The 25,876-nt window shown below is 61.9% G+C and carries 24 protein-coding genes; 13 read left to right on the plus strand and 11 right to left on the minus strand.

The annotated features are described in order from the left end of the window. The first annotated feature begins 41 nt into the window (after window positions 1-41). The 5 genes from ABD742_RS12590 to ABD742_RS12610 are packed head-to-tail and all read left to right on the plus strand — an operon-like array spanning window position 42 to window position 7,199. Complete coding sequence (locus ABD742_RS12590; RefSeq protein WP_344788093.1) at window positions 42-1,286, plus strand: styrene monooxygenase/indole monooxygenase family protein; 1,245 nt, start codon at window positions 42-44, stop codon at window positions 1,284-1,286. Window positions 1,287-1,336: 50 nt separating this feature from the next. After that, complete coding sequence (locus ABD742_RS12595) at window positions 1,337-3,100, plus strand: flavin reductase (RefSeq protein WP_234750578.1); 1,764 nt, start codon at window positions 1,337-1,339, stop codon at window positions 3,098-3,100. Between the two features lie 16 nt (window positions 3,101-3,116). Beyond that, window positions 3,117-4,694 (plus strand): phytoene desaturase family protein, encoded by a 1,578-nt coding sequence (locus ABD742_RS12600; RefSeq protein ID WP_234750577.1) that lies wholly within the window; start codon window positions 3,117-3,119, stop codon window positions 4,692-4,694. 28 nt (window positions 4,695-4,722) lie between these two features. Continuing rightward, entirely contained in the window at window positions 4,723-5,526 is an 804-nt protein-coding gene (locus ABD742_RS12605; protein ID WP_234750576.1) for a cyclase family protein, read from the plus strand. After that, window positions 5,523-7,199 carry a thiamine pyrophosphate-binding protein gene (locus ABD742_RS12610; protein WP_234750575.1) on the plus strand — a complete coding sequence of 559 codons (1,677 nt, stop codon included), beginning with the start codon at window positions 5,523-5,525 and terminating at the stop codon, window positions 7,197-7,199. The genes ABD742_RS12605 and ABD742_RS12610 overlap by 4 nt, the downstream gene beginning before the upstream one ends. 76 nt (window positions 7,200-7,275) lie before the next feature. On the opposite strand, the gene ABD742_RS12615 is transcribed toward ABD742_RS12610, so the two are convergent. After that, complete coding sequence (locus ABD742_RS12615) at window positions 7,276-8,136, minus strand: PaaX family transcriptional regulator (protein ID WP_234750574.1); 861 nt, start codon at window positions 8,134-8,136, stop codon at window positions 7,276-7,278. Between the two features lie 106 nt (window positions 8,137-8,242). Beyond that, window positions 8,243-8,383 carry a hypothetical protein gene (locus ABD742_RS12620; protein WP_234750573.1) on the minus strand — a complete coding sequence of 47 codons (141 nt, stop codon included), beginning with the start codon at window positions 8,381-8,383 and terminating at the stop codon, window positions 8,243-8,245. 132 nt (window positions 8,384-8,515) lie between these two features. Between ABD742_RS12620 and ABD742_RS12625 the strand changes: the two genes are divergently transcribed. Next, entirely contained in the window at window positions 8,516-8,950 is a 435-nt protein-coding gene (locus ABD742_RS12625) for an acyl-CoA thioesterase (protein WP_234750572.1), read from the plus strand. A 114-nt stretch (window positions 8,951-9,064) separates the two neighbouring features. Here the strand turns inward: ABD742_RS12625 and ABD742_RS12630 are convergent, their stop codons facing one another. After that, complete coding sequence (locus ABD742_RS12630) at window positions 9,065-9,466, minus strand: RidA family protein (protein ID WP_234750571.1); 402 nt, start codon at window positions 9,464-9,466, stop codon at window positions 9,065-9,067. 134 nt (window positions 9,467-9,600) lie between these two features. Here ABD742_RS12630 and ABD742_RS12635 point away from each other — a divergent pair, with 134 nt between their 5' ends. From ABD742_RS12635 to ABD742_RS12660, 6 genes are read left to right on the plus strand one after another with little or no spacing between them, the layout of a single operon-like run. Next, a complete protein-coding gene (locus tag ABD742_RS12635; RefSeq protein WP_234750570.1) occupies window positions 9,601-10,515 on the plus strand; it encodes a fumarylacetoacetate hydrolase family protein in 915 nt (304 codons plus the stop codon). A 5-nt stretch (window positions 10,516-10,520) separates the two neighbouring features. Further along, window positions 10,521-11,009 carry a cupin domain-containing protein gene (locus tag ABD742_RS12640; protein WP_234750569.1) on the plus strand — a complete coding sequence of 163 codons (489 nt, stop codon included), beginning with the start codon at window positions 10,521-10,523 and terminating at the stop codon, window positions 11,007-11,009. Next, window positions 10,978-11,931 carry an acyl-CoA thioesterase gene (locus tag ABD742_RS12645; protein ID WP_344788100.1) on the plus strand — a complete coding sequence of 318 codons (954 nt, stop codon included), beginning with the start codon at window positions 10,978-10,980 and terminating at the stop codon, window positions 11,929-11,931. Before ABD742_RS12640 ends, ABD742_RS12645 begins: the two co-directional genes overlap by 32 nt. A 37-nt stretch (window positions 11,932-11,968) precedes the next feature. Next, window positions 11,969-13,621, plus strand: coding sequence for an AMP-binding protein (locus ABD742_RS12650; protein WP_268819012.1), 1,653 nt, complete (start codon window positions 11,969-11,971; stop codon window positions 13,619-13,621). A gap of 13 nt (window positions 13,622-13,634) precedes the next feature. Further along, window positions 13,635-16,031 (plus strand): bifunctional salicylyl-CoA 5-hydroxylase/oxidoreductase, encoded by a 2,397-nt coding sequence (locus tag ABD742_RS12655; protein ID WP_234750566.1) that lies wholly within the window; start codon window positions 13,635-13,637, stop codon window positions 16,029-16,031. Between the two features lie 17 nt (window positions 16,032-16,048). Beyond that, window positions 16,049-16,711 carry a N,N-dimethylformamidase beta subunit family domain-containing protein gene (locus tag ABD742_RS12660; protein ID WP_234750565.1) on the plus strand — a complete coding sequence of 221 codons (663 nt, stop codon included), beginning with the start codon at window positions 16,049-16,051 and terminating at the stop codon, window positions 16,709-16,711. Between the two features lie 11 nt (window positions 16,712-16,722). On the opposite strand, the gene ABD742_RS12665 is transcribed toward ABD742_RS12660, so the two are convergent. The 4 genes from ABD742_RS12665 to ABD742_RS12680 all read right to left on the minus strand — a co-directional run bounded on the left by ABD742_RS12665 (window position 16,723) and on the right by ABD742_RS12680 (window position 21,558). Next, the gene (locus tag ABD742_RS12665; protein ID WP_234750564.1) at window positions 16,723-17,466 is read right to left on the minus strand and encodes an SDR family NAD(P)-dependent oxidoreductase; all 744 of its coding nucleotides are present in this window, start codon (window positions 17,464-17,466) and stop codon (window positions 16,723-16,725) included. Between the two features lie 397 nt (window positions 17,467-17,863). Further along, window positions 17,864-18,643 (minus strand): SDR family NAD(P)-dependent oxidoreductase, encoded by a 780-nt coding sequence (locus ABD742_RS12670; RefSeq protein ID WP_234750563.1) that lies wholly within the window; start codon window positions 18,641-18,643, stop codon window positions 17,864-17,866. A 133-nt stretch (window positions 18,644-18,776) separates the two neighbouring features. Beyond that, the gene (locus ABD742_RS12675; protein ID WP_234750562.1) at window positions 18,777-20,033 is read right to left on the minus strand and encodes a nitrilase-related carbon-nitrogen hydrolase; all 1,257 of its coding nucleotides are present in this window, start codon (window positions 20,031-20,033) and stop codon (window positions 18,777-18,779) included. A gap of 70 nt (window positions 20,034-20,103) precedes the next feature. Further along, window positions 20,104-21,558, minus strand: coding sequence for an APC family permease (locus ABD742_RS12680; RefSeq protein WP_234750561.1), 1,455 nt, complete (start codon window positions 21,556-21,558; stop codon window positions 20,104-20,106). Between the two features lie 370 nt (window positions 21,559-21,928). On the opposite strand from ABD742_RS12680, the gene ABD742_RS12685 reads away from it, so the two are divergent. After that, window positions 21,929-22,909, plus strand: a complete 981-nt coding sequence (locus tag ABD742_RS12685; RefSeq protein ID WP_234750560.1) for an AraC family transcriptional regulator — start codon at window positions 21,929-21,931, stop codon at window positions 22,907-22,909. 231 nt (window positions 22,910-23,140) lie between these two features. Here the strand turns inward: ABD742_RS12685 and ABD742_RS24345 are convergent, their stop codons facing one another. The 4 genes from ABD742_RS24345 to leuD all read right to left on the minus strand — a co-directional run bounded on the left by ABD742_RS24345 (window position 23,141) and on the right by leuD (window position 25,786). Continuing rightward, on the minus strand, window positions 23,141-23,596 hold the full coding sequence (locus tag ABD742_RS24345) for a hypothetical protein (protein WP_372460911.1): 456 nt from the start codon (window positions 23,594-23,596) through the stop codon (window positions 23,141-23,143). Between the two features lie 368 nt (window positions 23,597-23,964). After that, window positions 23,965-24,333 (minus strand): type II toxin-antitoxin system death-on-curing family toxin, encoded by a 369-nt coding sequence (locus tag ABD742_RS12695; protein WP_234750559.1) that lies wholly within the window; start codon window positions 24,331-24,333, stop codon window positions 23,965-23,967. After that, the gene (locus ABD742_RS12700; RefSeq protein WP_133202525.1) at window positions 24,330-24,530 is read right to left on the minus strand and encodes a ribbon-helix-helix protein, CopG family; all 201 of its coding nucleotides are present in this window, start codon (window positions 24,528-24,530) and stop codon (window positions 24,330-24,332) included. Before ABD742_RS12700 ends, ABD742_RS12695 begins: the two co-directional genes overlap by 4 nt. A gap of 671 nt (window positions 24,531-25,201) precedes the next feature. Beyond that, a complete protein-coding gene (leuD, locus tag ABD742_RS12705) occupies window positions 25,202-25,786 on the minus strand; it encodes a 3-isopropylmalate dehydratase small subunit (protein ID WP_344788111.1) in 585 nt (194 codons plus the stop codon). Window positions 25,787-25,876 lie beyond the last annotated feature (90 nt).

The following is a 25,876-nucleotide window of genomic DNA, read 5'->3' on the forward strand; positions in this document are numbered from 1 at the left end:
ATTTACGGATGCAGAGACAGCAGAAAGACAAGGTCAACACTATGACACAGCGCCACATCACCATCGTCGGAGCAGGGCAATCGGGCCTGCAACTTGGCATCGGTTTGCTCAAGGCCGGATTTGCGGTGACCACGATCTCCAACCGCACTGCCGAAGAAATCCATGAGGGCAAAGTCTCCTCCAGCCAGTGCATCTTCCACGATGCCCTGGAGCACGAGAGGGCGCTCGGGTTGGACTTCTGGCCTGAAGCTCCCACCGTGGATGGAATATCGTTTACGATCCCCCATCCTGAGGTTCCTGGTGAGAAGGCCATCAGCTGGGCATCCCGCCTGGATAACCCGGCCAAGTCCATTGATCAGCGGGTCAAATTCCCGAGGTTCATGGAAGAGTTTGTGGCGCAGGGAGGCGAGCTCGTGTTCGAGGACGCCGGTGTGGATGAACTAGAACGCTACTCGCTTAACTCCGATCTGGTGATTGTGGCCGCCGGCAAGGGAGAAATTGCACAGCTCTTTACCCGCGATGCCCAGCGCAGCGCCTACGACGCACCCCAACGCGCTTTGGCGTTGACGTATGTCACGGGAATGGAGCCCAGGGCAGAACACTCGGCTGTTTCCTTCAACCTGATTCCAGGGGTGGGCGAGTATTTTGCTTTCCCGGCTCTCACCACCACTGGTCCGTGCGAAATTATGGTTTTCGAGGGCATCCCGGGCGGACCTATGGATTGCTGGAAGGGCCTGACGCCCGGGGAACACCTGGAGACGTCCAAGAACATCCTGAAGCAGTACTTGCCGTGGGAAGCCAGCCGGGCAGCCGACGTCGGGCTGACCGACCCCAGCGGTTTCCTGCAGGGCCGGTTCGCACCCACTGTCCGCCATCCCATCGCCACGCTTCCGAGCGGCAAGAAGGTCCTGGGTCTCGCCGATGTCGTGGTCCTGAACGACCCCATCACCGGCCAGGGCTCCAACAACGCCAGCAAATGTGCGGCGTCCTACTTGCAGAGCATCGCGGCGCACGGCGAAGGTGCCTTCGACGCAGTGTTCATGCAGGCCACTTTCGAAAAGTATTGGAACTATGCACGGCACGTAGCACAGTGGACGAATGCGCTGCTGGCTCCGCCGCCCCCGCATGTCCTTTCGCTTCTGGGAGCGGCCGGGCAGTCGGCCGAAATCGCGCACCGCTTCGCCAACGGCTTCAACAACCCGCCGGACTTCCAGGAATGGTTCATGGACCCGGATAAGGCGGCCGCATACCTTGCAAGCGTGGGCTCCGTCGTACCTGCGACCTGATAGTCGCTCCAATTCCCCTGGCAACAATGTTCCTCGAAGGAAAACCAGACATGCGAAAGATCGCAATTATCGGAGCCGGTGAATCCGGCGCCCAACTGGCCTTGGGCCTGCAGCGGGAGGGGTATGAAGTCACGCTGTTCTCGGACCGTTCGGCCGCTCAAATCCGTACCGGCAAGGTTATGTCCAGCCAATGCATGTTCCCCACCGCCCTGGCCGCCGAGGCGCAGCTGAGTTCGGCCCTGACCAAGCTTTATGACGGTGAAGCCGTGCCCGGGATCAGCGCTATCCGATTGCGTGTGGAAGGCGAACCCGGCTTCGGCGCCATCGAGTGGGAGGCGCCCCTTGAGGGTACCGCCCACTCGGTGGATCAGCGGATCAAGAGTGCGGCCTGGATCGAGGCGTTTGTGGCTGGCGGCGGTGACTTCCGTATAGAGAAAGTCACGCCGCGCATGCTGGAGGAGCTCGCACAGGACTACGAGTTGGTTATCGTCAGCACCGGAAAGGGAGAGATCGCCCAGATCTTCCCCAAGGACAGGTCCAAGTCCCCGTTCGACCGGCCGCAAAGAGTCCTCGCCCTGAACTATGTCTCTCTCGATACGGTCTCTCTCGATGCATCCGCCACCGAGCCGGCCGATCAGCCCAGTGATTGTATCCGCATGTCCGTAGTCCCCGGCGTCGGGGAGTTCTTCACCTTTCCCGGACTCACCGTGTCCGGGCCTTGCCAGATGATGGTCTTTGAAGGCGTCGTGGGCGGCCCGATGGATAAGTGGACCGATGTTACAAGTCCGGAGGAACAGCTGAGTCGATCTCTGGAAATCCTGGAAGAGCATTTTCCCCACGAGGCGAAGAACTTTGCCAACGCAACGCTCACAGATGAGGGCGCAACACTTCTGGGCCGGATCACGCCGACCGTTCGCTCGGCTGTGGGCGAGCTGGGCAATGGCAACCTTGTCTTCGGCCTGGGCGACGCCGTCCTGCTCAACGATCCCCTCACCGGTCAAGGGTCCAACAATGCGACGCTGGCCGCCAAGTACTACTTGGATTCCATCGTCCGGCGGGGGCAGCAGCCTTTCGACAAGCAGTGGATGGAACGCACCTTTGACGAGTTCTGGCGGGGCTGGGGTCAGTGGGCGGTGGCGTGGACGAATGACATGCTCAAACCCCGGCGGGAACACCAGCAGGCTGTCCTGGCCGAAGCCGCTGACTACCCGGCGCTGGCCGCAAGCATCGCTGGAGGATTCGATGATCCGCGCACGTTCTACCCATGGTGGTTCGATCCCGCAGCTGCCGCCGAGTTTGTGCAGGCACGCAAGGACGAAGATTCGTCGGCTTTTGACCTGAGGGATTTCAGGGGTGCCCTGGGTCAATTCGCCACCGGCGTCACGGTGGTCACCACCCTTGGAGTCGACGGGCGGAAAGTGGGAATGACCGCCAATTCCTTCACGTCCGTTTCGATGGAACCTCCGTTGGTGTTGTGGTGCCCCAGCAAGCGGGCTCCGAGCCTGGCGGACTTCGAGGACGCTACGCACTTTGCCATCAACATCCTTGCCAGTGACCAGCACGTCCTCTCGCGTCAGTTCGCAACGCCGGCTACAGACAAATTCGCCGGCGTGGAAACCACGGAAGGAATTGCCGGAATTCCTTTGCTGGACGGCGCCGTTGCCACGTTCCAGTGCCGGACCGTCTCACGACACGATGCCGGCGACCATGTTATCTATGTCGGCGAGGTGGAGAAGTACGAGAATGCTGGAGGGGAACCCCTGCTGTTCCACAGTGGCAAATACCACGCCGCGACCAACCACCCGGACTTCTGAGGTGACGGTGCCCTCCATGACGGACTCGACCGATATTGCCATCATTGGTTCGGGGATCAACTCCCTGGTAGCCGCCGCGGAGCTTGCCATGGCAGGGAAGAGCGTCTGCCTCATTGAAAGGGCCGGCAGGCTGGGCGGCTTCATCCATTCAGGGGAACGGACGCTGCCCGGGTTCATCCACGATTCCTTCTCTTCCTGGCATCCCCTGTTCGTTTCGGGAGGCGCTTACCAGGCTTTAGGGAGCGAGCTGCATGCGAGGGGATTGGAATATTGCAATTCCGACGGCGCGGTGACGGCCAGCGTGGCAGCGGATCCAAAGACAGGGCAGCACCGCGTGGTGGTGGCCCATCGCGATCCGGCACTGACTGCATCGGCTTTGCAGGAGAACAAGGACGAAGGCGCCTACCTGGCGATGCTGGAGGACCTCGGCAGCAATGCAGGGACCATTTTTGGTGCGTTCGGCGCTGAACTCCGGTCTTTCAGGGAGGTGCTGACGATCGCCGCGGGGGCTTTGAGGCGAGGAAAAGTCAAAGGTACTGAGGCCTTCGTCCGCGATTCGGTGATGAGCGGCCGAAACTACCTCCGCAGCCGCTTTAACGGATGGCAAACCGATCAGCTGTGGTCCCCTTGGCTCCTCCACGCCGGCCTCGGCCCCGACCAGGCGACCGGAGGCGTCATGCTTCCGGTCATGGCCTTGAGCATGCACAGCTTTGGCCTTCCGGTGGTGAAAGGCGGCGCCTCGAACTTCATCGCTGCTTTTGAGGCCCTCCTGAGGGATAAGGGCGTGCGGATCATGCTGGACACAGAAGCCGAGGAAATCCTGATCGATTCCAAAGGTGCAACGGGCGTGAAAACCTCCAACGGCGTGGTCAGCGCAAGGACTGTCCTGGCAAATGTGTCACCCCAGGCCTTGTATTCCAAGCTGTTGCGCCAGCCACCAGCCGGGTTGGCCGAAGCAGCCGCGCGTTATCAGAACGGCCGCGGGGCCATGCAGATCCACCTGGCCTTGGACAAACCGGTCCAATGGCTGGATCCCCGTTTGGATTCCGCGCCCCTGGTTCACTTGAGCAACGGTTCGGACAGTACTGGAATTGCTTGCGCCCAAGCCGAGGCGGGGCTGTTGCCTACGGAACCTACCGTCGTCGTCGGTCAACAATGCGTCCTGGATCCTTCCAGGGCGCCGGCAGGCAAAGCGACGCTGTGGCTGCAGTTGCAGGAAGTGCCGTTCGCGCCGGTGGCGGACGCCGCAGGGGCGCTCGAAGTGGACGGTGGCTGGTCACCCGAGCTCAAGGAACAGTACATGGAGCGCGTCCTGGCCCGGCTCGAACAGTTCGCACCGGGCACCAGGGCATCCGTTCTGGCCTGGGACATCCTCGCACCGACCGATCTTGCCAGGGAAAATCCCAATGCCGTCAACGGCGACCCCTACGGCGGATCCGCGGAACTCTTCCAGAACCTCCTCTGGCGGCCCTTCCCCCAGGCCGCGAACCACAAAACCCCGATCAAGGGCTTGTGGCATATCGGCGCGTCCACCCACCCCGGCCCCGGGCTATCCGGCGGATCGGGGCATTTGGTGGCCCAAAAACTGAAATGAACCCACACATCAACCCGACAGGAGAACAATGTCTGTTCTAAATGAGCTCACCGCAGCCTTGTCATCCGGCGCCATCGACGTCGTCGACCTCACCACGCCGCTCAGCGGTGACACCCCCATCCTGAATCTTCCCCAACCACTCGCCAACACGGTTGGACTCTCGCTGACGCCCGTCAGCAATTTCGACGACGCCGGACCCGCCTGGGCTTGGAACGACGTCACTGTAGGCGAACACGCCGGGACACACCTGGACGCTCCCGTCCACTGGATCACAGGCAAGGACGGGAAGTCCGTTGACCAGATCGAGCCGCACCGCCTGGTGGGGCCGGCCGTGGTGATTGACAAGACCGCCGCAGTAGCCCAGGACCCCGACTTCCTGTTGGAGCCGGAACACTTCGAGCAGTGGCAGCAAGAGCATGGCTCCTTCCCGGAAAACTGCTGGGTGATCTTCCGCACCGGCTGGTCCGCCCGCGGCGGTAACGCTGCGGATTTCATGAACGCTGACGACGCCGGCCCCCACACTCCCGGGGTCTCCGCGGCTGGTGCCAAATGGCTTGCCGGAAACGCCTCCATCAGCGGCTTCGGCGTGGAAACCGTCGGCATCGACGCCGGCCAGGCCGCCACACTCGATCCCATGTTCCCCGTACATTCATTCCTCCTCGGCGCTGACAAATATGGTGTGACGTCGCTGCGGAACGTTGATCGACTCCCGGTCACCGGCGCGACGCTGGTGGTTGCGCCCCTGCCCATCGTTGGCGGGACGGGCAGCCCCAGCCGGGTGTATGCCCTGGTTGACAGCACAGCAGGCACAGCATCGGAGCAGGGCGCGTGAGCGGGGAAGTGAGGGTCTCCACCCTGGTGGGCCAGACTCTGGCAAAGCTCGGAGTCGGCCATGTCTTCGGGGTGGTGGGCAGCGGCAACTTCGACGTCACCAGCACCCTGATGAACGCCGGCATTCCGTACACCGCGGCCCGCCATGAGGGCGGTGCCGCCACCATGGCCGATGCGTACTCCAGGATGTCCGGCAAGGTGGGCGTTGTCACCACGCACCAAGGCTGCGGACTGACCAACGCGATCACCGGCATCGGAGAAGCTGCCAAGAGCCGCACCCCCATGATCGTACTGACGGCCGACACGCAGGCGGCAGCCATCCGGTCCAACTTCAAGATCGACCAGGACGCCCTGGCGCGCAGCGTCGGCGCCGTGGCAGAGCGGATCCACTCCCCCGAAACGGCCATCGCCGATACGGTCCGGGCCTTCCGAACTGCAGTGAACGAGCGCAGGACCGTGGTCCTCAGCTTGCCGCTGGACGTCCAAAACGGAACCGCCGCAGACACGGTGAGCACCGCCGTCGTACCTGTCCCGGCCCGGATCCGTCCGGATGCTAGCGTCGTTAATCAGTTGGTGGAGCTGATCTCCCACGCGCAACGTCCGGTGTTCGTTGCCGGCCGCGGCAGCAGGGGTGCCCGGGATTCCATCCTGGCCCTGGCACGGCACGCGGGGGCGCTCGTGGCTACCTCGGCTGTGGCCAACGGCCTGTTCAACGGCGATTCCCATAATCTGGGCATCTCCGGCGGGTTCTCCTCTCCCTTGACCGCGGAACTCATCACTTCCGCGGACCTCATTATCGGCTGGGGTTGCACCCTGAACATGTGGACAATGCGTCACGGCCGGCTCATCTCCCCCGGAACAAAAGTGGTCCAGATTGATGTCGAAGATTCCTCGTTGGGCGCCAACAGGCAGATCACACTGGGCGTGCTGGGTGATTCCTCCCTCACGGCCGCGGACGCCCTGGAAGTCCTCAGGACGATCCAGCCTGCTGCGGCTGAAAAGTACCGCACCGAGCAGAACGCCCTCGCCATCAAACAGAGTGCACGGTGGCGGGATGTGGAGACTCCGGACCTCAGCACTGCGACGTCGATCGACCCACGACTGATCAGCCGGGAACTGGATTCGATCCTTCCCGCAGACAGGATTGTCGCAGTGGATTCGGGCAACTTCATGGGTTACCCCAGCCAGTATCTGGCGGTGCCGGACGAATTCGGATTCTGCTTTACGCAGGCGTTCCAGGCCATTGGCATTGGCCTCTACACGGCCATAGGGGCAGCGGTGGCGCAGCCTGACCGGCTACCGGTCCTGGGCGCCGGCGATGGTGGCTTCCTGATGGGTATCAGCGAACTGGAGACCGCGGTCCGGCTGAAGCTGCCGCTGGTCTGCATCGTCTACAACGATGCCGCGTACGGCGCCGAGGTCCACCACTTCGCTGAGCACCACCGCCAGGAGGAGCTGGCCAGCGTGTCGTTCCCGGAGACGGACATTGCGGCTATCGCCAGGGGATACGGGGCCGACGGCGTCACAGTCCGGACGCTTGATGACCTGCAGCCAGTGCGGGAATGGGTTGCGGCCTTCCGCGACGGCGGGCAGGACCGGCCCTTGGTGATCGATGCGAAGATCGCCTCCGACGGTGGCTCCTGGTGGCTGGCCGAGGCCTTCCAAGGACACTGATACCACCGGATGAAGAGCCCGGGACAGCTGCGAAGGGGAAGGGGCGTTGCATGCCCCAGCCCCTTCGCTGCGTGGCTCAATTGGATCCGACGACGGACATGGCGTAATGCTGGGCCTTCGGCCCCAGCAGCGTGTGCAGCTTCGTGAAGAGCTCCTGGGCGGCCAGTCCGTGCCAGTTGTCGGGCAGGTATTCCGCGGGGAGCCCGGGATCCATATAGGGCAGCCGCCGCCACTGGGTGACCATGGGAACATAATCCGCAAAGGCCTGCTTCAGCAGTTCGGGCGACTCGGCCTCTCCCTCAAGCTTCTCCCACCGATGGAGTACGGGCTGATGCCGCGCCAGGAAGTCCGTGTAAAGAGCCTCCAACGAGGGCAGGTCCCACCATTGACCCACCTTCTCATCGATGGGGCCTCCGGTAAGATGCGTTGCCTTGAAGAGGTCGACATACTCCATGAGCTCGGCCCGCCGAAGCTGCTGCTCCACTTCGTCCGCAAGATTACCGGGAGCGATCCACAAACCCGGGGAGACCTGTCCGCAGCCAACGCGGGTCAGGATGGTTCGGAGCCTGTGCCGCAAGTGGCGCTGCGCCTCGGGGACAGAGAAGGACGCCAGGAGCCACGCGTCGTCTTTTTGGGCACGGCGGGGAGCGAAAATCCGTTCGTCTCCGGCACTGAACACACCCTCGAGTTCGGGTGAGAGCTTGTAGGCCGCAGAACCTCCGCGTTTCAGGCTGACCAGGACCCCGCGTTTCTTCAGCCGCGACACCGAAGACCGCACACCGGCTGATTCAACCCCCAGGTCCCCCAGGAGCTGTATCAGGTCCGCGACCGCAAACGTGCCGTCCTGGTTACGAGCGTACAAGCCATACACGGTGACGATCAGGTGTTGATGGCGCGGCGTGGGAGCAACGTCGGGGACGGCATCGGCCATGGCCATTCAGCGCTACCTCTATTGGTTCGGGAATCGATTTACAGTCATAGGCTACATCGCCGACGGGCCGCGTTCTCACGGCGGTATCCGCCGCGGCCGGATGAAAAGCCGGCTAGATGAAATTCAGGCCGCCCCAGGGTGTCGTAACCGGCGTCGTTCCCCCGAAAACGGACCGGAACTCTTCGTCGAGCAGGGCGCCCATGGACAGTTCCTGCAAATTTTCCTTGGTCTCTTCAGAGCGTGAACCAGACATCTTTGTCTCCTTGTGAGGGCATGTGGAGCGGATCACCACTTGTGGCCGCCAAACCATGCATCTTGTGCCCAATTTTATATCGCTAGTGTGACGTTCGTAAAGAGATCAACATAACCATTCTTATTTGAATGGGTGGATACGGATGCTTCCGGCCACCAGCACAACTCGGCAGTGATGCGCTGGGTGGAGTCCGCGGAAGCTGAGCTCTTCCTGCGCACGCTCGGGCTGCCTGACTGCTTCCCCAGCGTTCCCCGCGTTCACCAGGAGATCCACTTCAAGGCCAAGCTGTGGTTCGGCCAGCGAATCACGGCAACCGTAGGCATTTCCAAGCTTGGCAGGACGTCCATGACGTATGCCTTCGAGGTTCAGGGCCATCCGCATGATGGCCTGGCGGGCAGCCTGGCAGCGTTCGGAACTGTAACAGTAGCCCACGTGCCGCCCGGCTCAGCCAAAGCGCAGCCTTGGCCCGCCGCAGTCGTGGAAGCGGTGGCCCCCGCGCAATCCTCGGGGGCGGAGGATCGCTCGGGGGTCAACAGCTCACCCACCGCCCAGACGGCCGGCTCGTAACGCGAAGAAACCCCCGGCGATTCCCGCCGCCCCATCGGGCGGGACAACCACCGGGGGTTCCCCTGTCCCCCAAACCAAACCTCCCGCCGTCGGGAGTCTGTACTCGCCCGGACGCTACGGACGGTCCTGGATGACAGCGATCCCCTGGATCTCGATCATGGCTTCCTTCTGCCAGAGGCGGGTGACGCCGATTCCGGCCATGGCCGGATATTCCGAACCCGCCATTTCGCGCCAGATCCGTCCGATCTCCCGGCCGTTCGCCATGTAGTCATCCACATCGGTCAGGTAGATGGTGACGCTCACCAGATCCTCCGGCTGCCCACCCGCTGCCCGCAGGGTGGTCAAAACGTTTGAAAACGCCTGCCTGAACTGCTCCACAATGCCCCCGGGAACAATCTCCATATTGCCGTCCAGTGCTGTCTGGCCGCCCAGGTACACCGCATTCCCGGCAAGAATGCCGTGGGCGTAACCGGACGGCTTGGACAGGGACTCGGGGTTGACGGTCTTGTTGCTCATTGATGCTCCTCGCGATGTCGACTCTTGATTCCTGCTTGAAAAGGCCCCTTGCCGGGTCCTTTGTGTCGTGCTAACTTGAGCATATGTGACGACCGTAAAAAAGTCGACATATCGAGACGAAGGGAACCAGACGGATGAAACTGGCCACACTCCGCACCCGCGGAAACGGTACGACGGCGGCCCTCGGCTTGGGCGCCGACGCCTTCCTGCCGCTGCCCTACCCGAGCGTGGGTGCACTCCTGGCCGATCCGGCGTGGCGTGCCGTTGTCGAGGCAGCTGCCGCGGCGGCGACCGGCCCTGACGGCTCACTGGCGGTCACCGGGACGACCGAGGCCGGCACCGCCGAATTTGCCCCGTTGCTGCCCGACCCCCGGAAAGTCATCTGCTGCGGGTTGAACTACGGCGACCACATCCAGGAGATGGGCAGGGACCTGCCCGAGTACCCCACTCTCTTTGCCAAGCACGCGGACACGCTGACAGGCGCCCACGACACCATCGACGTCCGGGGCAGCGGGAAAGTCGACTGGGAAGCCGAGCTCGCCGTCGTCGTGGGCAGCCCCCTTTTCCGTGCGGACGAAGAACAGGCGCGAACGGCCATCGCCGGTTACACCGTGGCAAATGACGTTTCCATGCGCGACTGGCAGAACCGCACCCTGCAGTGGTTCCAGGGGAAGGCCTTCGACGCGACCACCCCCGTGGGTCCCGTCCTGGTCACAGCTGACGACGTGAACGGGGAGTTCGAGGTCCGCGGATACGTCAACGGAGACCTGGTGCAGTCAGGGAACACGGGAACGCTGGTCTTCGGTCCGGCCCGGCTCCTGTCCTATATTTCGCAGTTCACCATGCTTCGCCCCGGGGACCTCGTCCTCACGGGCACACCAGGGGGAGTCGGGATGGGAATGACCCCTCCCCGCTTCCTGCAGGACGGAGACGTCCTGACCACCGAAATAGCAGGCATCGGACGCCTGGAAAACACCATCCGTATCCATACCAACGATGACGCAGCCGCTCTGCGCCCCGTCGTCGCCACCACAACCACCAAGGAGTAAAGAGCATGACCGAGCTGACTGAGACCACCCAGTACCGCACCGAGGGAGACAACTCCATCTACGCCGGCGCCGACGGCAAAGTTGTTCCTGTTGTCACCCGGGCAGGGCAGGAGGACACCAACACGGCACAGTCCGGCGACTGCGTCCGCGTATCCGGCGTGTCCATCCAGCACACCCCTGCCACCAAGATCTGGTTCGGACAGGTATTCAACACCCCGGGTTACCGCTCGCTCCCCCACCACCACGGCGAAGCCGAAACCGGCGGCTACGTGCTGCGCGGCCACGGCCGCATCTACTACGGCGAGAACTACTCCGAATACAAGGACATGAAAGCCGGAGACTGGGTTTTCGTGCCCCCCTTCATGCCGCACGTTGAGGCAAACATGTCCGTCACCGACGAACTCGTCTGGCTCACCACCCGCACGCCGGAAAACATCGTGGTCAACCTCGAAGACGTTCCGGATGAGACCCTCGCCGACTACCGGCGCGCATAACGCCATGAACATCCCCGCCCCCGCAGCCACCAAGACCTCCGCAACGTTCCTGCGCGCCATCGAACTGACCCAGGTCCCTGCTCTGGTCCACGACGAAGCGTATGAGGCTGCCACCCAGTACGTTCCCTGGCCCAAGGCCTACGGCGGAGACATGGTCGCCCAATCAGCAGCCGCAATGATGCGCTCCGTTGACGAGGACCGTTCGCTGCACTCCATGCACAGCTACTTCATGCGCCCGGTGGATGTGGGATCGACCGTCCGGTACGAAGTGGAACACCTCCGTGATGGCCGCGGCTACTCCACCCGAAGCGTCCGCGGATACCAGAACGGCACGACCGTCTTCGTAGCCATGGGTTCCTTCCAGGTTCCTGAAGACGGGGCCGACTACCAGCCCGTTACGCCCGGACAAGCTGCCCCCACCGAAATCGATCCGGAGTCCCTGCGCAGTGCCGCAGAAATCCTCCACGACGTCGATGGCCCCGCCGCGGAATACTGGTCCACAGGACGCAGCTTCGACATGCGCCACGTCCCCGGCCCCGTTTACGTTGAGGTTGAAGGTGGACGCGAGGCGCACCAGGCCATCTGGGTGAAGGCCTTCGATGAACTGCCGGACACCGCGAACCAGCAACTGAACGCAAACCTGCACCGCATCGCCCTGGCCTACGTTTGCGACTACACCATCCTGGAGCCCCTCCTCAGGGCCCAGGGCCTGCACTGGTCCTCTCCCGGGCTCACCACGGCCAGCCTGGACCATTCCATGTGGTTCCACCGCGACGGCCGCGCAGACGAATGGGTGCTGTACGCACAAAAAGCAGTGTCCGGTCAAAACAACAGAGGCCTGGCCCTTGGCCACTTCTTCGACCGTGAAGGCCGCCTGCTGGCCACCGTCGCCCAAGAGGGCATGATCCGGCCCGGATCCTAATCCGACATCAGAAGCACGAACCATAGAAGGAGTGGCCATGAGCACATCGGCCCATGTGGATACATTTACGCGGGACCACCTGCCGCCGGCTACGACATGGCCGGCGCTCGAGTTCACCCTCCCGGAACTTCAGTACCCCGAGCAGCTGAATGCAGCGGCGGTACTGATCGACGACACCGTTGCCCACTATGGCGCCGACCGGCCGGCGCTCCGCACGCCCGACGGCGAGGTCTGGACTTACGGTGAACTGCGGCTTCGGGCCAACCAGGCGGCCCAGGTGCTCACCGAGGATTTCGGTGTAGTTCCGGGCAACCGCGTGATGCTGCGGGGACCCAACAACCCATGGATTGTCGCAGCCTGGCTGGGCGTGCTCAAAGCAGGTGCGGTCGTCGTCACCACCATGCCGATGCTGCGGGCCGCCGAGATCCAGACACTGATCCAGCTGACCAAGCCTGTCGTGGCGCTCTCCGACCACCGCTTCCTTGACGACCTGGCCGCCGCTGCGGGGGCCGAAGTAGCCGTCATTGCTTATGGCGGCACCGGCCTCGGCGATCTCGCCTCCCGCTGCGCGGCCAAGAGCGGGGAGTTCGCCACTGTTCAAACGGCTGCGGACGACGTTGCGCTTCTTGGGCCCACCTCCGGCACCACCGGCGCCCCCAAGATCACCATGCATTTCCACCGGGACATCCTGGCGATCGCCGACACCTTTGGCCGCCACATCCTTCAGCCCACCGCCGAAGACGTCTTCGCGGGCTCGCCGCCGGTCGCATTCACCTTCGGACTCGGCGGTCTGGTCATCTTTCCCCTCCGCTTTGGGGCCTCCGCGCTGCTGACTGATCGCGCAACGCCCGTGGAACTGGCAGAGAACGCCGCGGCGGCCGGTGCCACGATCCTCTTCACGGCGCCCACTGCCTACCGGGCCATCCTCAAGGCCGGGCGCGGCGATCTGCTCAGCCGGCTGAGGATCGCAGTCTCGGCCGGCGAGCACCTGCCCAAGGAAACATGGCAGGCTGTCTACGATGCCACCGGGGTCCGGCTGGTGAACGGCATCGGAGCCACGGAAATGCTCCATGTGTTCATCTCGGCTACCGCCGAAGACAGCCGGCCCGGCGCAACGGGCAAGGCCGTCCCCGGGTTTCGGGCGACCATCCTGGACGAGGACGGCTCCGAACTGGGTCCCAACCAGCCCGGCAGGCTTGCCGTCGTGGGACCCACCGGCTGCCGCTACCTCGATGACGAGCGCCAATCACGGTACATCTCCCACGGTTGGAACATCACCGGCGACACCTTCGTCAGGGACGAAGACGGCTACTTCACCTACCAGTCCCGCTCCGATGACATGATCGTCTCCTCCGGCTACAACATCGGCGCCCCGGAAGTGGAGGCTGCCATCAATCAGCACCCCGAGGTCATGGAGAGTGCCGTCGTCGGGCGGCCGGACCCGGAACGCGGAACCGTGGTCTGTGCCTTCATCGTCCTTCGAGAAGGCGTCGACGGCGACGAGGCGAAACGCAAGGAAATCCAGGACTTCGTCAAGCAAACGATCGCCCCTTACAAGTATCCGCGCGATGTTCGGTTCGTTGCTGAACTGCCGCGCAACCCCAGCGGGAAGCTGCAGCACTTCAAGCTGCGGCAAATCCTCGAAAACAATAACGACCGGCTGGCCCACGCGGCCGCACCCCAAGCTTAGAAGGGACCGATCCATGAAGATCGCAATCGTCGGAGGCGGCCCCGGAGGCCTGTACTTCGCAGCACTGATGAAGCAGCTCGACCCGTCACATGACATCACACTCTGGGAACGCAACGCCGCGACGGACACGTTTGGTTTCGGCGTCGTATTCTCCGATGAAACGCTTGGCGGCATCGGCAACGCCGATCCCGTGGTGGCCGAATACATGAGCCGCCGCTTCGCCCGCTGGTCGGACATCGACATCCACTTCCGTCGAGAGACCGTGACCGTGGGCGGCCAGGGGTTCGCTGCCATGAGCCGCAAGGAACTGCTGGAACTGCTGCAACGCCGCTGCATCGAACTCAGAGTCGACGTACGGTTCAGCACCATCGCCCCAGCCATCGAGGAACTCGAAGACAACTACGATTTGGTGCTCGCCGCGGATGGCGTCAACTCGCAGATCCGGGCCAAGTACGCCGACTCGTTCCGGCCAGACCTGGACCCGCGCACCAACAAGTTCATGTGGCTCGGGACGGACCAGGTATTCGAGGCCTTCAAGTTCTTCGTGAAGGAAACCGAGTGGGGCGTCATGCAGATCCACGGCTACCCGTACTCGGATGAGGGCTCCACGTTTATCGTGGAAATGCACGAGGACGTCTGGCACGCGGCGGGCTTCGACGAGACCGCCAACGAGGTCTTTCCGCCGGGGGTCTCGGACGAAAAGGCGATCGCCAAGATCCGCGGGATCTTCGCCGAGGAACTGGACGGATACGAGGTGCTGTCCAACAACTCCAAGTGGATCAACTTCACCACTGTCCGCAACGAGAGCTGGCGCCACAACAATGTCGTGTTGCTCGGCGACGCCGCCCACACCGCCCACTTCTCCATCGGTTCCGGCACCAAGCTCGCTATGGAGGACTCCCTCGCCCTGGCCGCCTGCCTGCACGAGCACGCGGATGTTGAGTCGGCATTGGTGGCCTACGAGGCCGAGCGCCGGCCCGTGGTTGCTTCCACGCAGCGTGCAGCTCAGGCATCGCTTGAGTGGTTCGAGCGCATAGGCCAGTACAGGGACCAGGACCCCACGCAGTTCGCCTTCAACCTGCTCACCCGCAGCCGCCGCATCACGCAGGAAAACCTGCGCCTCCGCGACCCCGAGTTCGCCGACGCCGTGGACCGCGACTTCGCCGAATCCCAGGGCCTCGCCGAAGTTGCCCCGGCCATGTTCCAGCCGTACCGCATCGGCGGGCTGGAACTGAAGAACCGGATCGTGGTCTCTCCCATGGACATGTACTCCGCCGTGGACGGCGTCCCCGGCGACTTCCACAAGGTCCACCTCGGATCCAAGGCACTCGGCGGTGCCGGCTTGGTCATGACCGAAATGGTCTGTGTTTCCGCAGCCGGCCGCATCACCCCCGGCTGCAGCGGGCTGTACACGGACGGCCAGCGCGATAGCTGGAAGGAAATCGTGGACTTCGTTCACGGCCGTTCAACCGCGAAGATCGGCGCCCAGCTGGGCCACTCAGGCCGCAAGGGCTCCACCAAGCTCATGTGGGAAGGCATCGACCAGCCACTCGAGTCAGGCAACTGGTCCACGGTTGGCCCGTCGGCCCTGCCGTACGGTCCCGAGAACCAGACTCCCGCCGAGTTGGACCGGGCAGGCATGGAGGCCATCAAGGCGGAATTCGTCGCCTCGACCCTGCGCGCCGAGCAGGCAGGTTTCGACCTCCTGGAGATCCACGCCGCCCACGGCTACCTGCTGTCCTCCTTCCTTTCGCCGGTCTCCAACAAGCGGACCGACGAATACGGCGGCAGCCTGGAGAACCGGCTGCGGTTCCCGCTGGAAGTGTTCGACGCCGTCCGTGCGGAGTGGCCTGCCGGCAAGCCTGTCACGGTCCGCATCTCCGCCACCGACTGGATCGAGGGCGGCAACACTTCCGACGATTCGGTCGAGATTGCCCGCGCATTCGTCGCCCACGGCGCCGCCGGCCTGGACATCTCCACCGGCCAGGTTGCCAAGGAGGAAAAGCCGGCCTTCGGCCGCAGCTACCAGACGCCGTTCGCCGACCGGATCCGCCAGGAAGTTGCCGCTCCGGCAGGCGTGGCCGTGATCGCCGTCGGCGCCATCTCCACGTACGACGACGTCAATTCCGTCCTGCTTGCGGGCCGGGCAGACCTCGTGGCACTGGGCCGTACGCACCTGTACGACCCTCAGTGGACACTGCACGCAGCCGCCGAACAGGAATACCACGGCCCCGGCGCCCAGTGGATGCCCCAGTTCAGGGCGGGTCGCCGCAAGCCGCCGAGCTCCCGCACCGACGCCGTCCGCCCTCGTCTTTCCCTCCTGCGGGAACCGGACGCCGAGGCAACGCCGGCGCACCTGCGCTGGACGCCCGACACGTTGGCGAAGGAATCCTCCCTGCTTCCACAGTAGGTAGTAGGCCAAGTCCTGTGGGTCTGACCGGAGAACGGTCGGGCCCACAGGACGGTCCAGCCGACGCCGGCTGGCTGGACGAGAAAAACGACGTCGCGGTGTTGTTCTCCACCGCCACGTATCTGGCGTACGCCAACGACCGGATTGCCTTCGAAGCAGAGGACCATCCCGAATCCGGACGCTCCTGCTATGAGATCCACAACGACGGGTCCGGCGTCGTCTTCGGCAGCGTCCGCAAACCCATCCTGACCCTGCAGCCCAAACACGGTGCATGGTTCCAGGCAGAAGGTGTCTGGGGGCTTCCGGCGGACTTGTGCATCGTGCACTGGCTCGAAGTCGAGGACTGCGACTTCGATGCCATCACCGATGAGGACCTCGACCGCGAAGGCTACGACCTGCTCCGCGACTACCAGGTGGTCATCACCGGCAGCCATCCCGAGCATGTGACGCGCAACGAGCTCAGCGGTTTCTACGCCACCATCTCCTTCGACCCCGAACAACGACATCTGATGGAACTCCGACGCTCGGACTGCGGCACCCGCCCCCCACCAATCCCCGTATGGAGACAAGCGCCATGCCACCTCCGGCGAACTTGCCGGGATCTGGAGGAACAAGGGCATGCCACCGCAGAAGCTCGCCGGAGTGGGATTCGCCGCTCAGGGCGGTTTGACGGATACTGATCCACGTCCTCTCATGCCGGAAAAGAGGATCGGGCGGAGAATCCAAAATCGGACAGCAGGTTCACCCCGTTGATCGCTCGTGACTGATGGGAAGAGAGGAACAATACGCTTCGGGCCACATCCTCCGCTGTGTTGACGGGGTATGGCACATCCTCGAAGCTTTCGACGCCCAGACCGCGACGTGCCATGGGAGTGTCAACGATCGACGGGCACACACTGTTGACCCTGATGCCGTGTTGGGCGTAAAGCTCGAAAGATAGAGCCCTGGTCAGTTGCACCAGGGCACCTTTCGAGGCGTTGTAGGCAAGCATGCCTGGGGCAGAGACGAATCCCGAATCCGACCCGATAATCGTCACGGATGCGTGCTCTTCCTCAACCATGTGCGGCAGAGAGTGCTTGACAGCGTGGAACACGCCGAGCACGTTCACCTCAAGAACACGACGAAAGTCGGCGGTAGTGACGTCACCGATGCTAGTGCCCAATTCCCCGTCAATGCCGGCACTGGCCACGACCGTGTCGACGCCCCCCATTGCGGTGCTCAGTTCGTTGATGGCCCCGGCAATCTCCGTTTCGTCGGAGACGTCTGCCACCCTGGTGTGCACGCGATTGCCATATCCGGCGAGGGCGTCATCAAACACCTTGTCAACGATACCGACCTGGGCGCCGCTTTCGAGGAATGCCTTTGCGACAGCCAAACCGATACCTGAAGCACCGCCCGTCACGATGACACGTCCTGCGGTTTTTGTCTGACTCATGTCGTTCTCGCTTTCAATATTGTGTCCCTTTCAATCTCCGCATTCATGGCCGGGGAATCTGAACCGTACCGGGTCCGGGCCGTTTCCTACTGGGGCCTGGTCGTCTGACAAAGCGTCTATCTTGGAGCTTAGAAGTGCTGCTCGGACTCGTCAGGAGGTTTCACCGGCTGATTGCCGTGCCGCCGGGTGGTGTTGTAATAGTGAAACTACCCCACGGTCGCTTTCGCCACATCCCGATGATCCAGCCTGACCGGCAGTCCGAAGCCTCCCCTCGGTAGGTCGTGCCCTTAGTCCCACAGTCCTTAATCCGGTCGTCGACTTCCTGACGCTTTGGCGGCGCGACACCACTGTCCCAGTTGCTCCCATGCCTGGACGGATCCGACACTCACTAGGGCGCTCACACTGCCGTAAACCCGCCGTCCGCCGTGACAACGGAGCCAGTCATAAAGAGCGACGCGTCCGACAGCATCCAGCCCACAATGGCTGCCATCTCCTCAGGTTCGGCAATGCGACCCTGAGGAGTCAGCCCAGCCATCTTTTCGAGGGCGCCCTCCTCGTTCAACCAGTCGGTGAGGAGGTTCGTCCGAACAGCTCCAGGAGCAAGCGCGTTTACACGGATGCCGAGTCGCCCATAGTCTGCGGCTGCTGACTTGGTCAAGCCAATGACAGCGTGCTTACTCGCACAATAGGGACCGATTCCCGGCGCCGCAATTATGCCACCCACCGATGCGGTGTTGAGAATGACACCCCCGCCGGCGCGGAGCATGGCGGGGATTTCGTGCCTCATCGATCGATAGACCCCAAAAAAGTTCACGTCAAGGATGCGGTTGACTTCATTCGGATCCTGTTCATGTAACAAAACCGCTGGCCCGTCGACGCCCGCATTATTGAACGCTAGGTGAAGCGCCCCGTGTTCCCTCTCAATAGATTCGACGGCGGCAGCGACGTCGCTGTCGACCGTTACGTCAAGCAAGATCGCGGATGCCGCGCGACCTCGCTCGACAATCTGCTTAGCGATGACCGATGTCGCGGCAAGGTTACGATCCGCCAAGATCACTGTCGCGCCACAATCGGCCAGATAGAGTGATGCGCTGGCCCCGATGCCTCCGCCGGCGCCGGTGACGAGACAAACTTTGTCCGACAGATCGGGATGTCCAATATGCGGAAGGGTCGACATAACAGATTCCTTTGATGGTGGCATGATCACACGTCGCCGTCGCGGAAGATGCCTGGTTGATGACGAACGCCGGCGAGCACCTCAGTGTCCATTACGAAACGTTCCAGATTGTCGCCGCGGTCATTCCAACGTTTCACTCAACCCAGAGCTTGCGTGCCGTCGCCCAGGCTGACGCGGCGGGTTCGTGGCTCGTAGGCATATAGCGCGCGCCCTCGAAGGAGTTGGCCGGAGGCGTGAACGCGCCACGTTCGATCAGGCGACGGATATTGTCGCGGTAGACCTCATCGACCTCGGCGTGTTGCGCCGGCTCCTGCTTAAGCCAAAGATTTGCGGGGTGAATTGGCATTTCGTACATCTGTTGGAAAATCTCCGTACGCAGATCTTTCATCCAGTTGGAATTGAGGTTCATGACACGGAACTGGCGCAGCGCCTCTACGTCGACAATCCCGGCGACGAGCGTGTTGTTTCCGGAGGAGGTACGAGCGACCACGTTGCCTTGATAGTCAATGATGTGGGAGTTCCCGCCGCCGATGTCGAATGGATGCTCCATTGCGGGGTGCGCATAGACCGGGCCAACATTCGGACAGATCATGTACAGGCTGTTAAAGTGGCCGTGGGCACGATTCTGCAACAGCCAGGTGCCTCCGGCATCGGGGCCGGTTTGAGTCATGGGTACCGCCTCGCTGGGTCGATAGACGACCTCCGCGCCGTTGAAGGCCAACGCTCGGACAGCCTCGGGATATTCGCCATCACTACAACAGATCGTGCCGATGTTGCCGATGTCCGGAGTCCGGAGAACCGGATAGAAGGCATCGATACCACTGCCAAATAGTTCGACCCACCGATCGTAGATATCGTGAGGGGTACAAGAGCGCTCACGGCACCATAGATGGTTCTTGGCCGCGCGATGAACGATCTCACCGTCCGGCGAGATTACAATCATGTTGTTGAAGAATCTATCGGGCATCACCTCCGGCCAGCGTGCCTTGCACTGCACTGCAATATACGTCTTGTAATGGCGCGCAAGGGCGGAAAGCCGCTCAGTTTCCGGCCCTGGGATATCAATGAACAGTTCACGCGCTGCGGTCACATGCGGAATGTCGAAGATCTCGTCCGTAAAGCCGGTCAAGGCGCCCTCCGCCAACGCGATGAATTTGACGGGCATGTTTATGCCGACGGTCGAGACAGCGGCGTGGATCGCGTCCTCAATAATTGCCAGATTCCGCCCAATATGTCTGCGCTCGCCGATCCCGTGCACGACCGTAGACAGTCCTACGGCCATGTAAGGAGCAAGCGGCATTATCTGGGCTGCTGTGGGTTCGGGAGCTCGCACCGTACCCGGTTTAATGCGCTCCTTCGGAGGGCGTGCGCCCTCGGGTGTCGCAATCATTCAAGTTCTCCCAATGTGATCGGTGACTCACAATTCGGCGACCCCAGTTCATGGGGATGACCCGACCAAATCATGCTGCTGCCTCGGTGTTCGATTTGGGTCGTAGTCGCACGACTACAAGGCCGGCAATCGCGGCTATCAGGAGCAGCCATGGTGCAAGGTTTAACACCCCCAGGTCGCCTGTGAGTATGGAGTAGTTGGCAACAACGAGCCCGGCCACAGCGAGGAGGGATACTGCGGCGATTGAAGCAATGACCAATGTCCAGAGCAGACCGCCCGGCTCCGCCTTTTGACGGGAGAAGTAGACGACGACCGAGACTGAGGTCCCAGCCTGTAGCAAAATGATCCCGAGTGTGGCCAGTCCGAACGTGCTTGAAAGAACCGTGAGCAGTGGATCTGCGTTGCCGATTGCGAAGAGTGCAAGAAGCGTAACTGTCACCCCTGTCACCGCAAGACTGGCGACGTGTGGTGAGTTCAGCCGGCGATGGATTTGACCCAGTTTCCGGTGAATCATACCTTCGCGTGCTAGTGCAAACAGATACCGTGAAGCAGCGTTGTGAAGGGCGATAGTGGCTGCGAGCGCACTCGTAACCATTAGGCCTTGGACGGCCGTCGTGAGAACTGGATTAGTGAACTTCGCAAAGGCTCGGAAAACAAGGGTGCCAGGATTCTCGGCAGCCGCGGCGACGATCCCATCGGCACCGAATGCGATGACTACACTCCACATTGCGATTGTGTAGAAAATAGCGATGAAGATCACCGCGGCAATGAGAGCGCGACGAACAGTTCGCTGCCCGTTGAGAGCCTCTTCACTGTATATTCCAGCTGATTCGAATCCGAGAAATGATGCAAATGCGAACATCAAACCGATTCCCACCGACCCGCTAAGTACTGTCGGTGGCATAAACGACTCTGTAGTGATTCCCGAGCTGCCGCCGTGCACGAGGACGCCTACAATCAATGCAATCAAGGTGAGCACCTCTAAGGTGAGGAAGACTGCCAGGACGCGCGCACCCATAGAGATCTCGCGATAGCCCACGACTGCGACGAGCAATAATGCGAATCCAGACCATACGTACCACGGAATATCTATTCTAAGATTGTCTGCGAAAAATACATTGGCAAAAAAACCGAATCCTGCTGCACTGCCCACGACCATCACCGTGTAAACGACGATAGCCACAAACGCTGCGGCCAACCCTGCCGTTGCCCCAAGGCCACGCCGCACGTAGACGTAGAATGCTCCCCCACCGCGGACATGCGGGCTCATCCGCACGAAACCCACCGAGAAGAGTACAAGAATTAGCCCTGCGATCAGGTAGGAGCTCGGCATGCCCGCCCCGTTGCCTAGCAGGACTCCTAGCGCTCCGTTGCCGACAACTCCAGCCAGTGGGGCGGCGGCCGCGACGACGAGGAAGAATATGTCGATGGACCGCAGAGTGCGTCGAGGTACAGATGTCGAGGAAGGAATCACGCCATCCTTAGTGATAACTGGTGCAGGAGGCAAGGCCTCGCGTTGTGTCATATATCTTCCTTAATAAGTTTGCCCATGTATTCACTGAGCGGTGTAGGTATTGCCAACGTAGTGACGCGGGACATATGGGCGCTATCCACAATGCGCGTCCACTATCCACTAGGCGCAAGCGGGGCCGGTTCCATACGCGTAGTGCGGGCCTTCGCCCTGAGCCTGCGCACGAGGATGCCCGGTTGGCAGTAGCGGTTCATCGCTCCAATCAGGACACCGGCCAATCTTCAAGGAGCGAGAAATGTGGATCACGTTGTCATGGCGTGGGTCATACTTGTACTTAGTTGGTCTCGGAGCCTGTGCAGAGTTCATCCAAGCCGGGCTGCGCCGCAGGTAGGCATGAGAGGAGACCCGGAAAAGAAGGTTGCAAGTGAGCAGGATTCTTGCACGCGATGTGCTCAAGGGCCGGCCGACGGTTACGACTTCGGATGTTGGAAATGCTCAGGAGACCATCGCTGAGCTTTTTGGTGATCACAGGATCAGTCCGATTGGCTTCCACCAATCTGTGGACATGAAACTACGCTCGGTCCGCAGAGGCGGCGTGGGCATCGAATTCCTGGACTACGGAACCGAGGTCCAGATCGACGCGCAAGCGCTGGATGACTTCTTTTTAGTACAGATTCCATTGGGGGGCCGTGCGCGCTTGCAGGTGCGTTCGTCCATAGTCGAATCGAGCCCTGCACTGGCAACGATCCCTCCGCTGGAGCGTCCGTTCACCATGACTTGGGACCGCGGTGCCCCACATCTCATCGTGTATGTTCAACATCAAACTCTGGCAGACGTCGCTGACCGGCTATTCGGCCAGGACAGCGGAACAGATCTGGATCTCGGACTCTCCATGGATCTGAAAGGAATTCAGGGTCGCGCGTTTTTGAGGGCGGTGGTAGAACTGCAGGATGCGATGGCAGCGGAGCATGCAGAGGTCCCCGACCATCTTCACCGGCTGCTGGCCGAAACGATGCTCTCCAGACTGCTCATGGCCACAATCAAGCCCCTCGGGCCAGCTCCAGGTGGAAATGCAGATGATCGCGGGCGGCTGACGCGGCGGTTCAACGCGCTTCTCGAACGTCATTCTGCGGAAGAACTGTCAGTCTCTGATATCGCGTTTTCGCTCGGGGTCTCAATCCGGACCTTACAAGCGGTCGTGCGCTCCGAGCTGGGAGAGACGCCGTCCGAACTGCTACGGAGGACTCGGCTGACACGCGCGCGGGAGTTGCTGCTGGCCGCGGAGCCAGGAAGCGAGAGCGTAACCTCGATCGCCATCGAAGCCGGATTTTCACATCTGAGCCGTTTCTCATCCGCGTACCTTCGAGCCTTCGGGGAATTGCCCTCGGAAAGCCTCCACCGCTGAAGTGAAGGGCAAAAGCGAGGCAAAGAGCCGCGTCGTGCCGTCGAAACCCCCGGATGGGTCGTCCGTCGCCATCCTGACAATCGCCGGCTGCTTCGCCGTCTGGTGCGCAAGACGCTTTGGCCCATTTCCGGGTCGAGAACAAGGGAATAGGCAGGAAGCGCCAGCAAGCCGTACCGGCCCCGGTTCCGGGAGCGATGTCTTTGCGTGCGTTCGTGCTGAACTGGGACGATGTCACCCCCCTGGTGGGAACGCTGCGACCCCACCGCCATCGGGCCCGCGGTGGTCGAAGCGAAATGGGTCCGGTTCGAGGCAGTCGTCGAAAGGACACTCCGGTTCGCAGATGCCGCCCGTGCTGCCAGGGCCGACGTCGCCCAGCACACCGATGTGACCGAGCTCCGCAGCGCCTGACGCCGAGACCATCCTCACGGCCCTCGCGAAGGACACGACCTCGACCTCGAACGGCCGCGGATCGGGACTGTCGACGACGGTGGGTGATTCTCCGGCGGTGACGCGGATCGTGTTCCCGCTGACGGCCGGGACCTGGGTGAAAACCAGCCCGTTCGCCGCAACCTCGCTACGTCGCGAACCGTCTACACGCCTCGTCCCTGCAGGCAATCCCACCTGCACCGGAGAGACTTGGACGCACCGCGCAATCAGGAATTCGCGTACTTCCGCTCGATTGTCCATGTCTTCCACCCGAAGCCAACCCTACGCTTTGAGAGAGTCCCTTCCAGGGTCCCTCTCAGACGGCCAGTCACGGGGTCGCTTCAGCCTCCGGTGTCCTCGTGTCTGTGTCTTACGAAAGAGAAACCTGCCGTCCAGCGCCGCCGCCCCGATCGCCAGCAAACGTCATGCAGCCGCGCGGTGAGGACACCATGAAGTTTTGAGTAACCCTGAACCGCCGCTCGTCCAAGGAACGGAGTACAACCGGGCGCCGGCCATCGAAAAGGTCCCCGAAAGGGCCCATAAAAGAAGATTTGTGCACAGTCAGAGGGCAAAAAGCTCGCTGACCTGCGGAAACACTGTGCCCGAGGTGGGGACACCTCTCCACGGGCCTACCGCCGAATCAGGTGTTTCTCGATCAGAATAGCGCTGCGCTGCAAATTAATATCACCGGCGGCCACGCCCAATACCAGGTCAAATCCCTCCTCGGTGCTGAAGTTGTGCCGATAGCCGTTGATCCAAAGCAGCAGGACCATCAGCGTCCAGGCCGTGCGTTTGTTGCCGTCGATGAGCGGATGAAACCTGGCCACGGATTCGAGCAGGGCTGCCGCCTTGATGGCCAGTTGAGGATAGGCTTCCGTGCCCATGACCGTCGTTGCGGGGCGCGCCAGCGCGGAAGCGAGCAGTCCGATGTCACGGATGTGGAACCCGTATCGCTCGATCACCTGCAGTGCGTCCTCGATTTCGAGGGACGAACTCATGCATCCTCGAGGCGTTTAAGCAGCTCCGCGTCATGGCTCATCACGAAATCCAGACCCTCATTGATCTCGCGGCGGCGGCCGTGCCGTTGCAGGACTAGCTCGGCCCCCTGGAGCAGTAACGCGGACTTGGACGTGTGTTCCTCGGCGGCAAGCTCATCGAGACGCCGGTCGAGGTCTTCGGGAACACGCAGATTCATGGCCATACCCCATGGTACCAAACCAGTACCAACGAAAACTTGAGGTGAGGTGATCCGAACTCCCGACCTCTTCTCATGGGACGGCATCTTTCGTTGTCTGCCATCGACTGGTGTCGTCTTGAAAATCCGCGGAATCTAGGCCTTTTCTGTGCCGCGCAAGGTCGACGATATCTCATCGTTTTTCATCGTTTCCGTGGGGAAAACGTGTGGCGCACGTTGACGCCCACCGTGCCATCGCACGAGCTCGGCTCGGCATTCTCGCGCATCCGATCGACTTCGTCACGACCATCTCAGGATGTCTCGTAACTAATGGTTCGTACCGAGATTCAACCGCAAGGTTTCGACACATAGTTATGGGAATCGCCGACTCGCAGAGTTCCGCCGATCCTTCTCGAGACCGTCATGCGACCTCGATATGCCTCGTATCCGAAGGGTTTCGGACAGGCCCGGATTGCGCGGACGCTGTGGATCCGGCAAGGTACAGGCCTCCGATATCCGGAGCCAGCGGGACCTTAACCTAGCAACCTGTCATTGGAAGGTGATTTGGCCCGGGAGGCGGCGCCTGACTTTCAGGTTTCGTGTTGCGACCGATTGCACGCCTCCCGGCCCAAGAGTGTGGGGCTATATATGCCGCGGGATCTGTGGAAGCCCGAGTGGCCTTCCTGGTCCGCCTAAATGGAGATGGTGGTTGGTAGCCAGGCGGGTCTGGTTCTTTCAAAGGCCGTAATCAGTTCCTGGTCTTGCAGGGTCAGAGCGATGTCGTCCAGGCCATTGAGTAGTCTCCGCTTCGTATCGGCGTCGATGTTGAACTCGAGGTCCAGGCCACTAGCGTTTATTGTTTGAGCGTCTAGGTCGATGCTCAGTGCAACCTCAGGGTGGGACTCCACTTGTTGCCAGAGCTGCTCAATCTGTTGCGGGTCCACTTGAATCGCCAAAAGACCCGACTTCGCTGCGTTGCCTCGGAAGATGTCGGCGAAGCGTGGTGAGATGACCGCTCGGAAGCCGTAGTCCATGAGCGCCCACACGGCGTGTTCCCGGGAGGAACCTGTTCCGAAGTCGGGGCCTGCGATCAGGATGTTTGCCCCTGAGTGTTCCGGGCGGTTGAGCACGAAGTTTGGGTCGCGCCGCCAGCCGGCGAAGAGGCCGTCTTCGAACCCGGTTCGGGTGATGCGCTTCATGTAGACGGCTGGGATGATCTGGTCCGTATCAACGTTGTCGCGTCTGAGTGGAACGGCTTTGCCACTGACGATGGTCACGGATTGGAATTCCAAGTGGTCTTCACTCCTCTGTAGCAATAGGATTGTGGCCCTCGGCGCGGCTTATGCCGACCGCGGGTCCACGAGGCT

The organism is Arthrobacter ramosus, from assembly GCF_039535095.1.
GTDB lineage: Bacteria > Actinomycetota > Actinomycetes > Actinomycetales > Micrococcaceae > Arthrobacter > Arthrobacter ramosus.

Excerpts from the sequence above, each read along its gene's own strand:
- ABD742_RS12590 (WP_344788093.1), top strand. The coding sequence starts at position 42 with ATGACACAGCGCCACATCACCATCGTCGGAGCAGGGCAATCGGGCCTG.
- ABD742_RS12595 (WP_234750578.1), top strand. The coding sequence starts at position 1,337 with ATGCGAAAGATCGCAATTATCGGAGCCGGTGAATCCGGCGCCCAACTG.
- ABD742_RS12600 (WP_234750577.1), top strand. The coding sequence starts at position 3,117 with ATGACGGACTCGACCGATATTGCCATCATTGGTTCGGGGATCAACTCC.
- ABD742_RS12605 (WP_234750576.1), top strand. The coding sequence starts at position 4,723 with ATGTCTGTTCTAAATGAGCTCACCGCAGCCTTGTCATCCGGCGCCATC.
- ABD742_RS12615 (WP_234750574.1), bottom strand. The coding sequence starts at position 8,136 with ATGGCCATGGCCGATGCCGTCCCCGACGTTGCTCCCACGCCGCGCCAT.
- ABD742_RS12620 (WP_234750573.1), bottom strand. The coding sequence starts at position 8,383 with ATGTCTGGTTCACGCTCTGAAGAGACCAAGGAAAATTTGCAGGAACTG.
- ABD742_RS12630 (WP_234750571.1), bottom strand. The coding sequence starts at position 9,466 with ATGAGCAACAAGACCGTCAACCCCGAGTCCCTGTCCAAGCCGTCCGGT.
- ABD742_RS12635 (WP_234750570.1), top strand. The coding sequence starts at position 9,601 with ATGAAACTGGCCACACTCCGCACCCGCGGAAACGGTACGACGGCGGCC.
- ABD742_RS12640 (WP_234750569.1), top strand. The coding sequence starts at position 10,521 with ATGACCGAGCTGACTGAGACCACCCAGTACCGCACCGAGGGAGACAAC.
- ABD742_RS12645 (WP_344788100.1), top strand. The coding sequence starts at position 10,978 with ATGAGACCCTCGCCGACTACCGGCGCGCATAACGCCATGAACATCCCC.
- ABD742_RS12650 (WP_268819012.1), top strand. The coding sequence starts at position 11,969 with ATGAGCACATCGGCCCATGTGGATACATTTACGCGGGACCACCTGCCG.
- ABD742_RS12655 (WP_234750566.1), top strand. The coding sequence starts at position 13,635 with ATGAAGATCGCAATCGTCGGAGGCGGCCCCGGAGGCCTGTACTTCGCA.
- ABD742_RS12665 (WP_234750564.1), bottom strand. The coding sequence starts at position 17,466 with ATGAGTCAGACAAAAACCGCAGGACGTGTCATCGTGACGGGCGGTGCT.
- ABD742_RS12670 (WP_234750563.1), bottom strand. The coding sequence starts at position 18,643 with ATGTCGACCCTTCCGCATATTGGACATCCCGATCTGTCGGACAAAGTT.
- ABD742_RS12675 (WP_234750562.1), bottom strand. The coding sequence starts at position 20,033 with ATGATTGCGACACCCGAGGGCGCACGCCCTCCGAAGGAGCGCATTAAA.
- ABD742_RS12680 (WP_234750561.1), bottom strand. The coding sequence starts at position 21,558 with ATGACACAACGCGAGGCCTTGCCTCCTGCACCAGTTATCACTAAGGAT.
- ABD742_RS24345 (WP_372460911.1), bottom strand. The coding sequence starts at position 23,596 with ATGGACAATCGAGCGGAAGTACGCGAATTCCTGATTGCGCGGTGCGTC.
- ABD742_RS12695 (WP_234750559.1), bottom strand. The coding sequence starts at position 24,333 with ATGAGTTCGTCCCTCGAAATCGAGGACGCACTGCAGGTGATCGAGCGA.
- ABD742_RS12700 (WP_133202525.1), bottom strand. The coding sequence starts at position 24,530 with ATGAATCTGCGTGTTCCCGAAGACCTCGACCGGCGTCTCGATGAGCTT.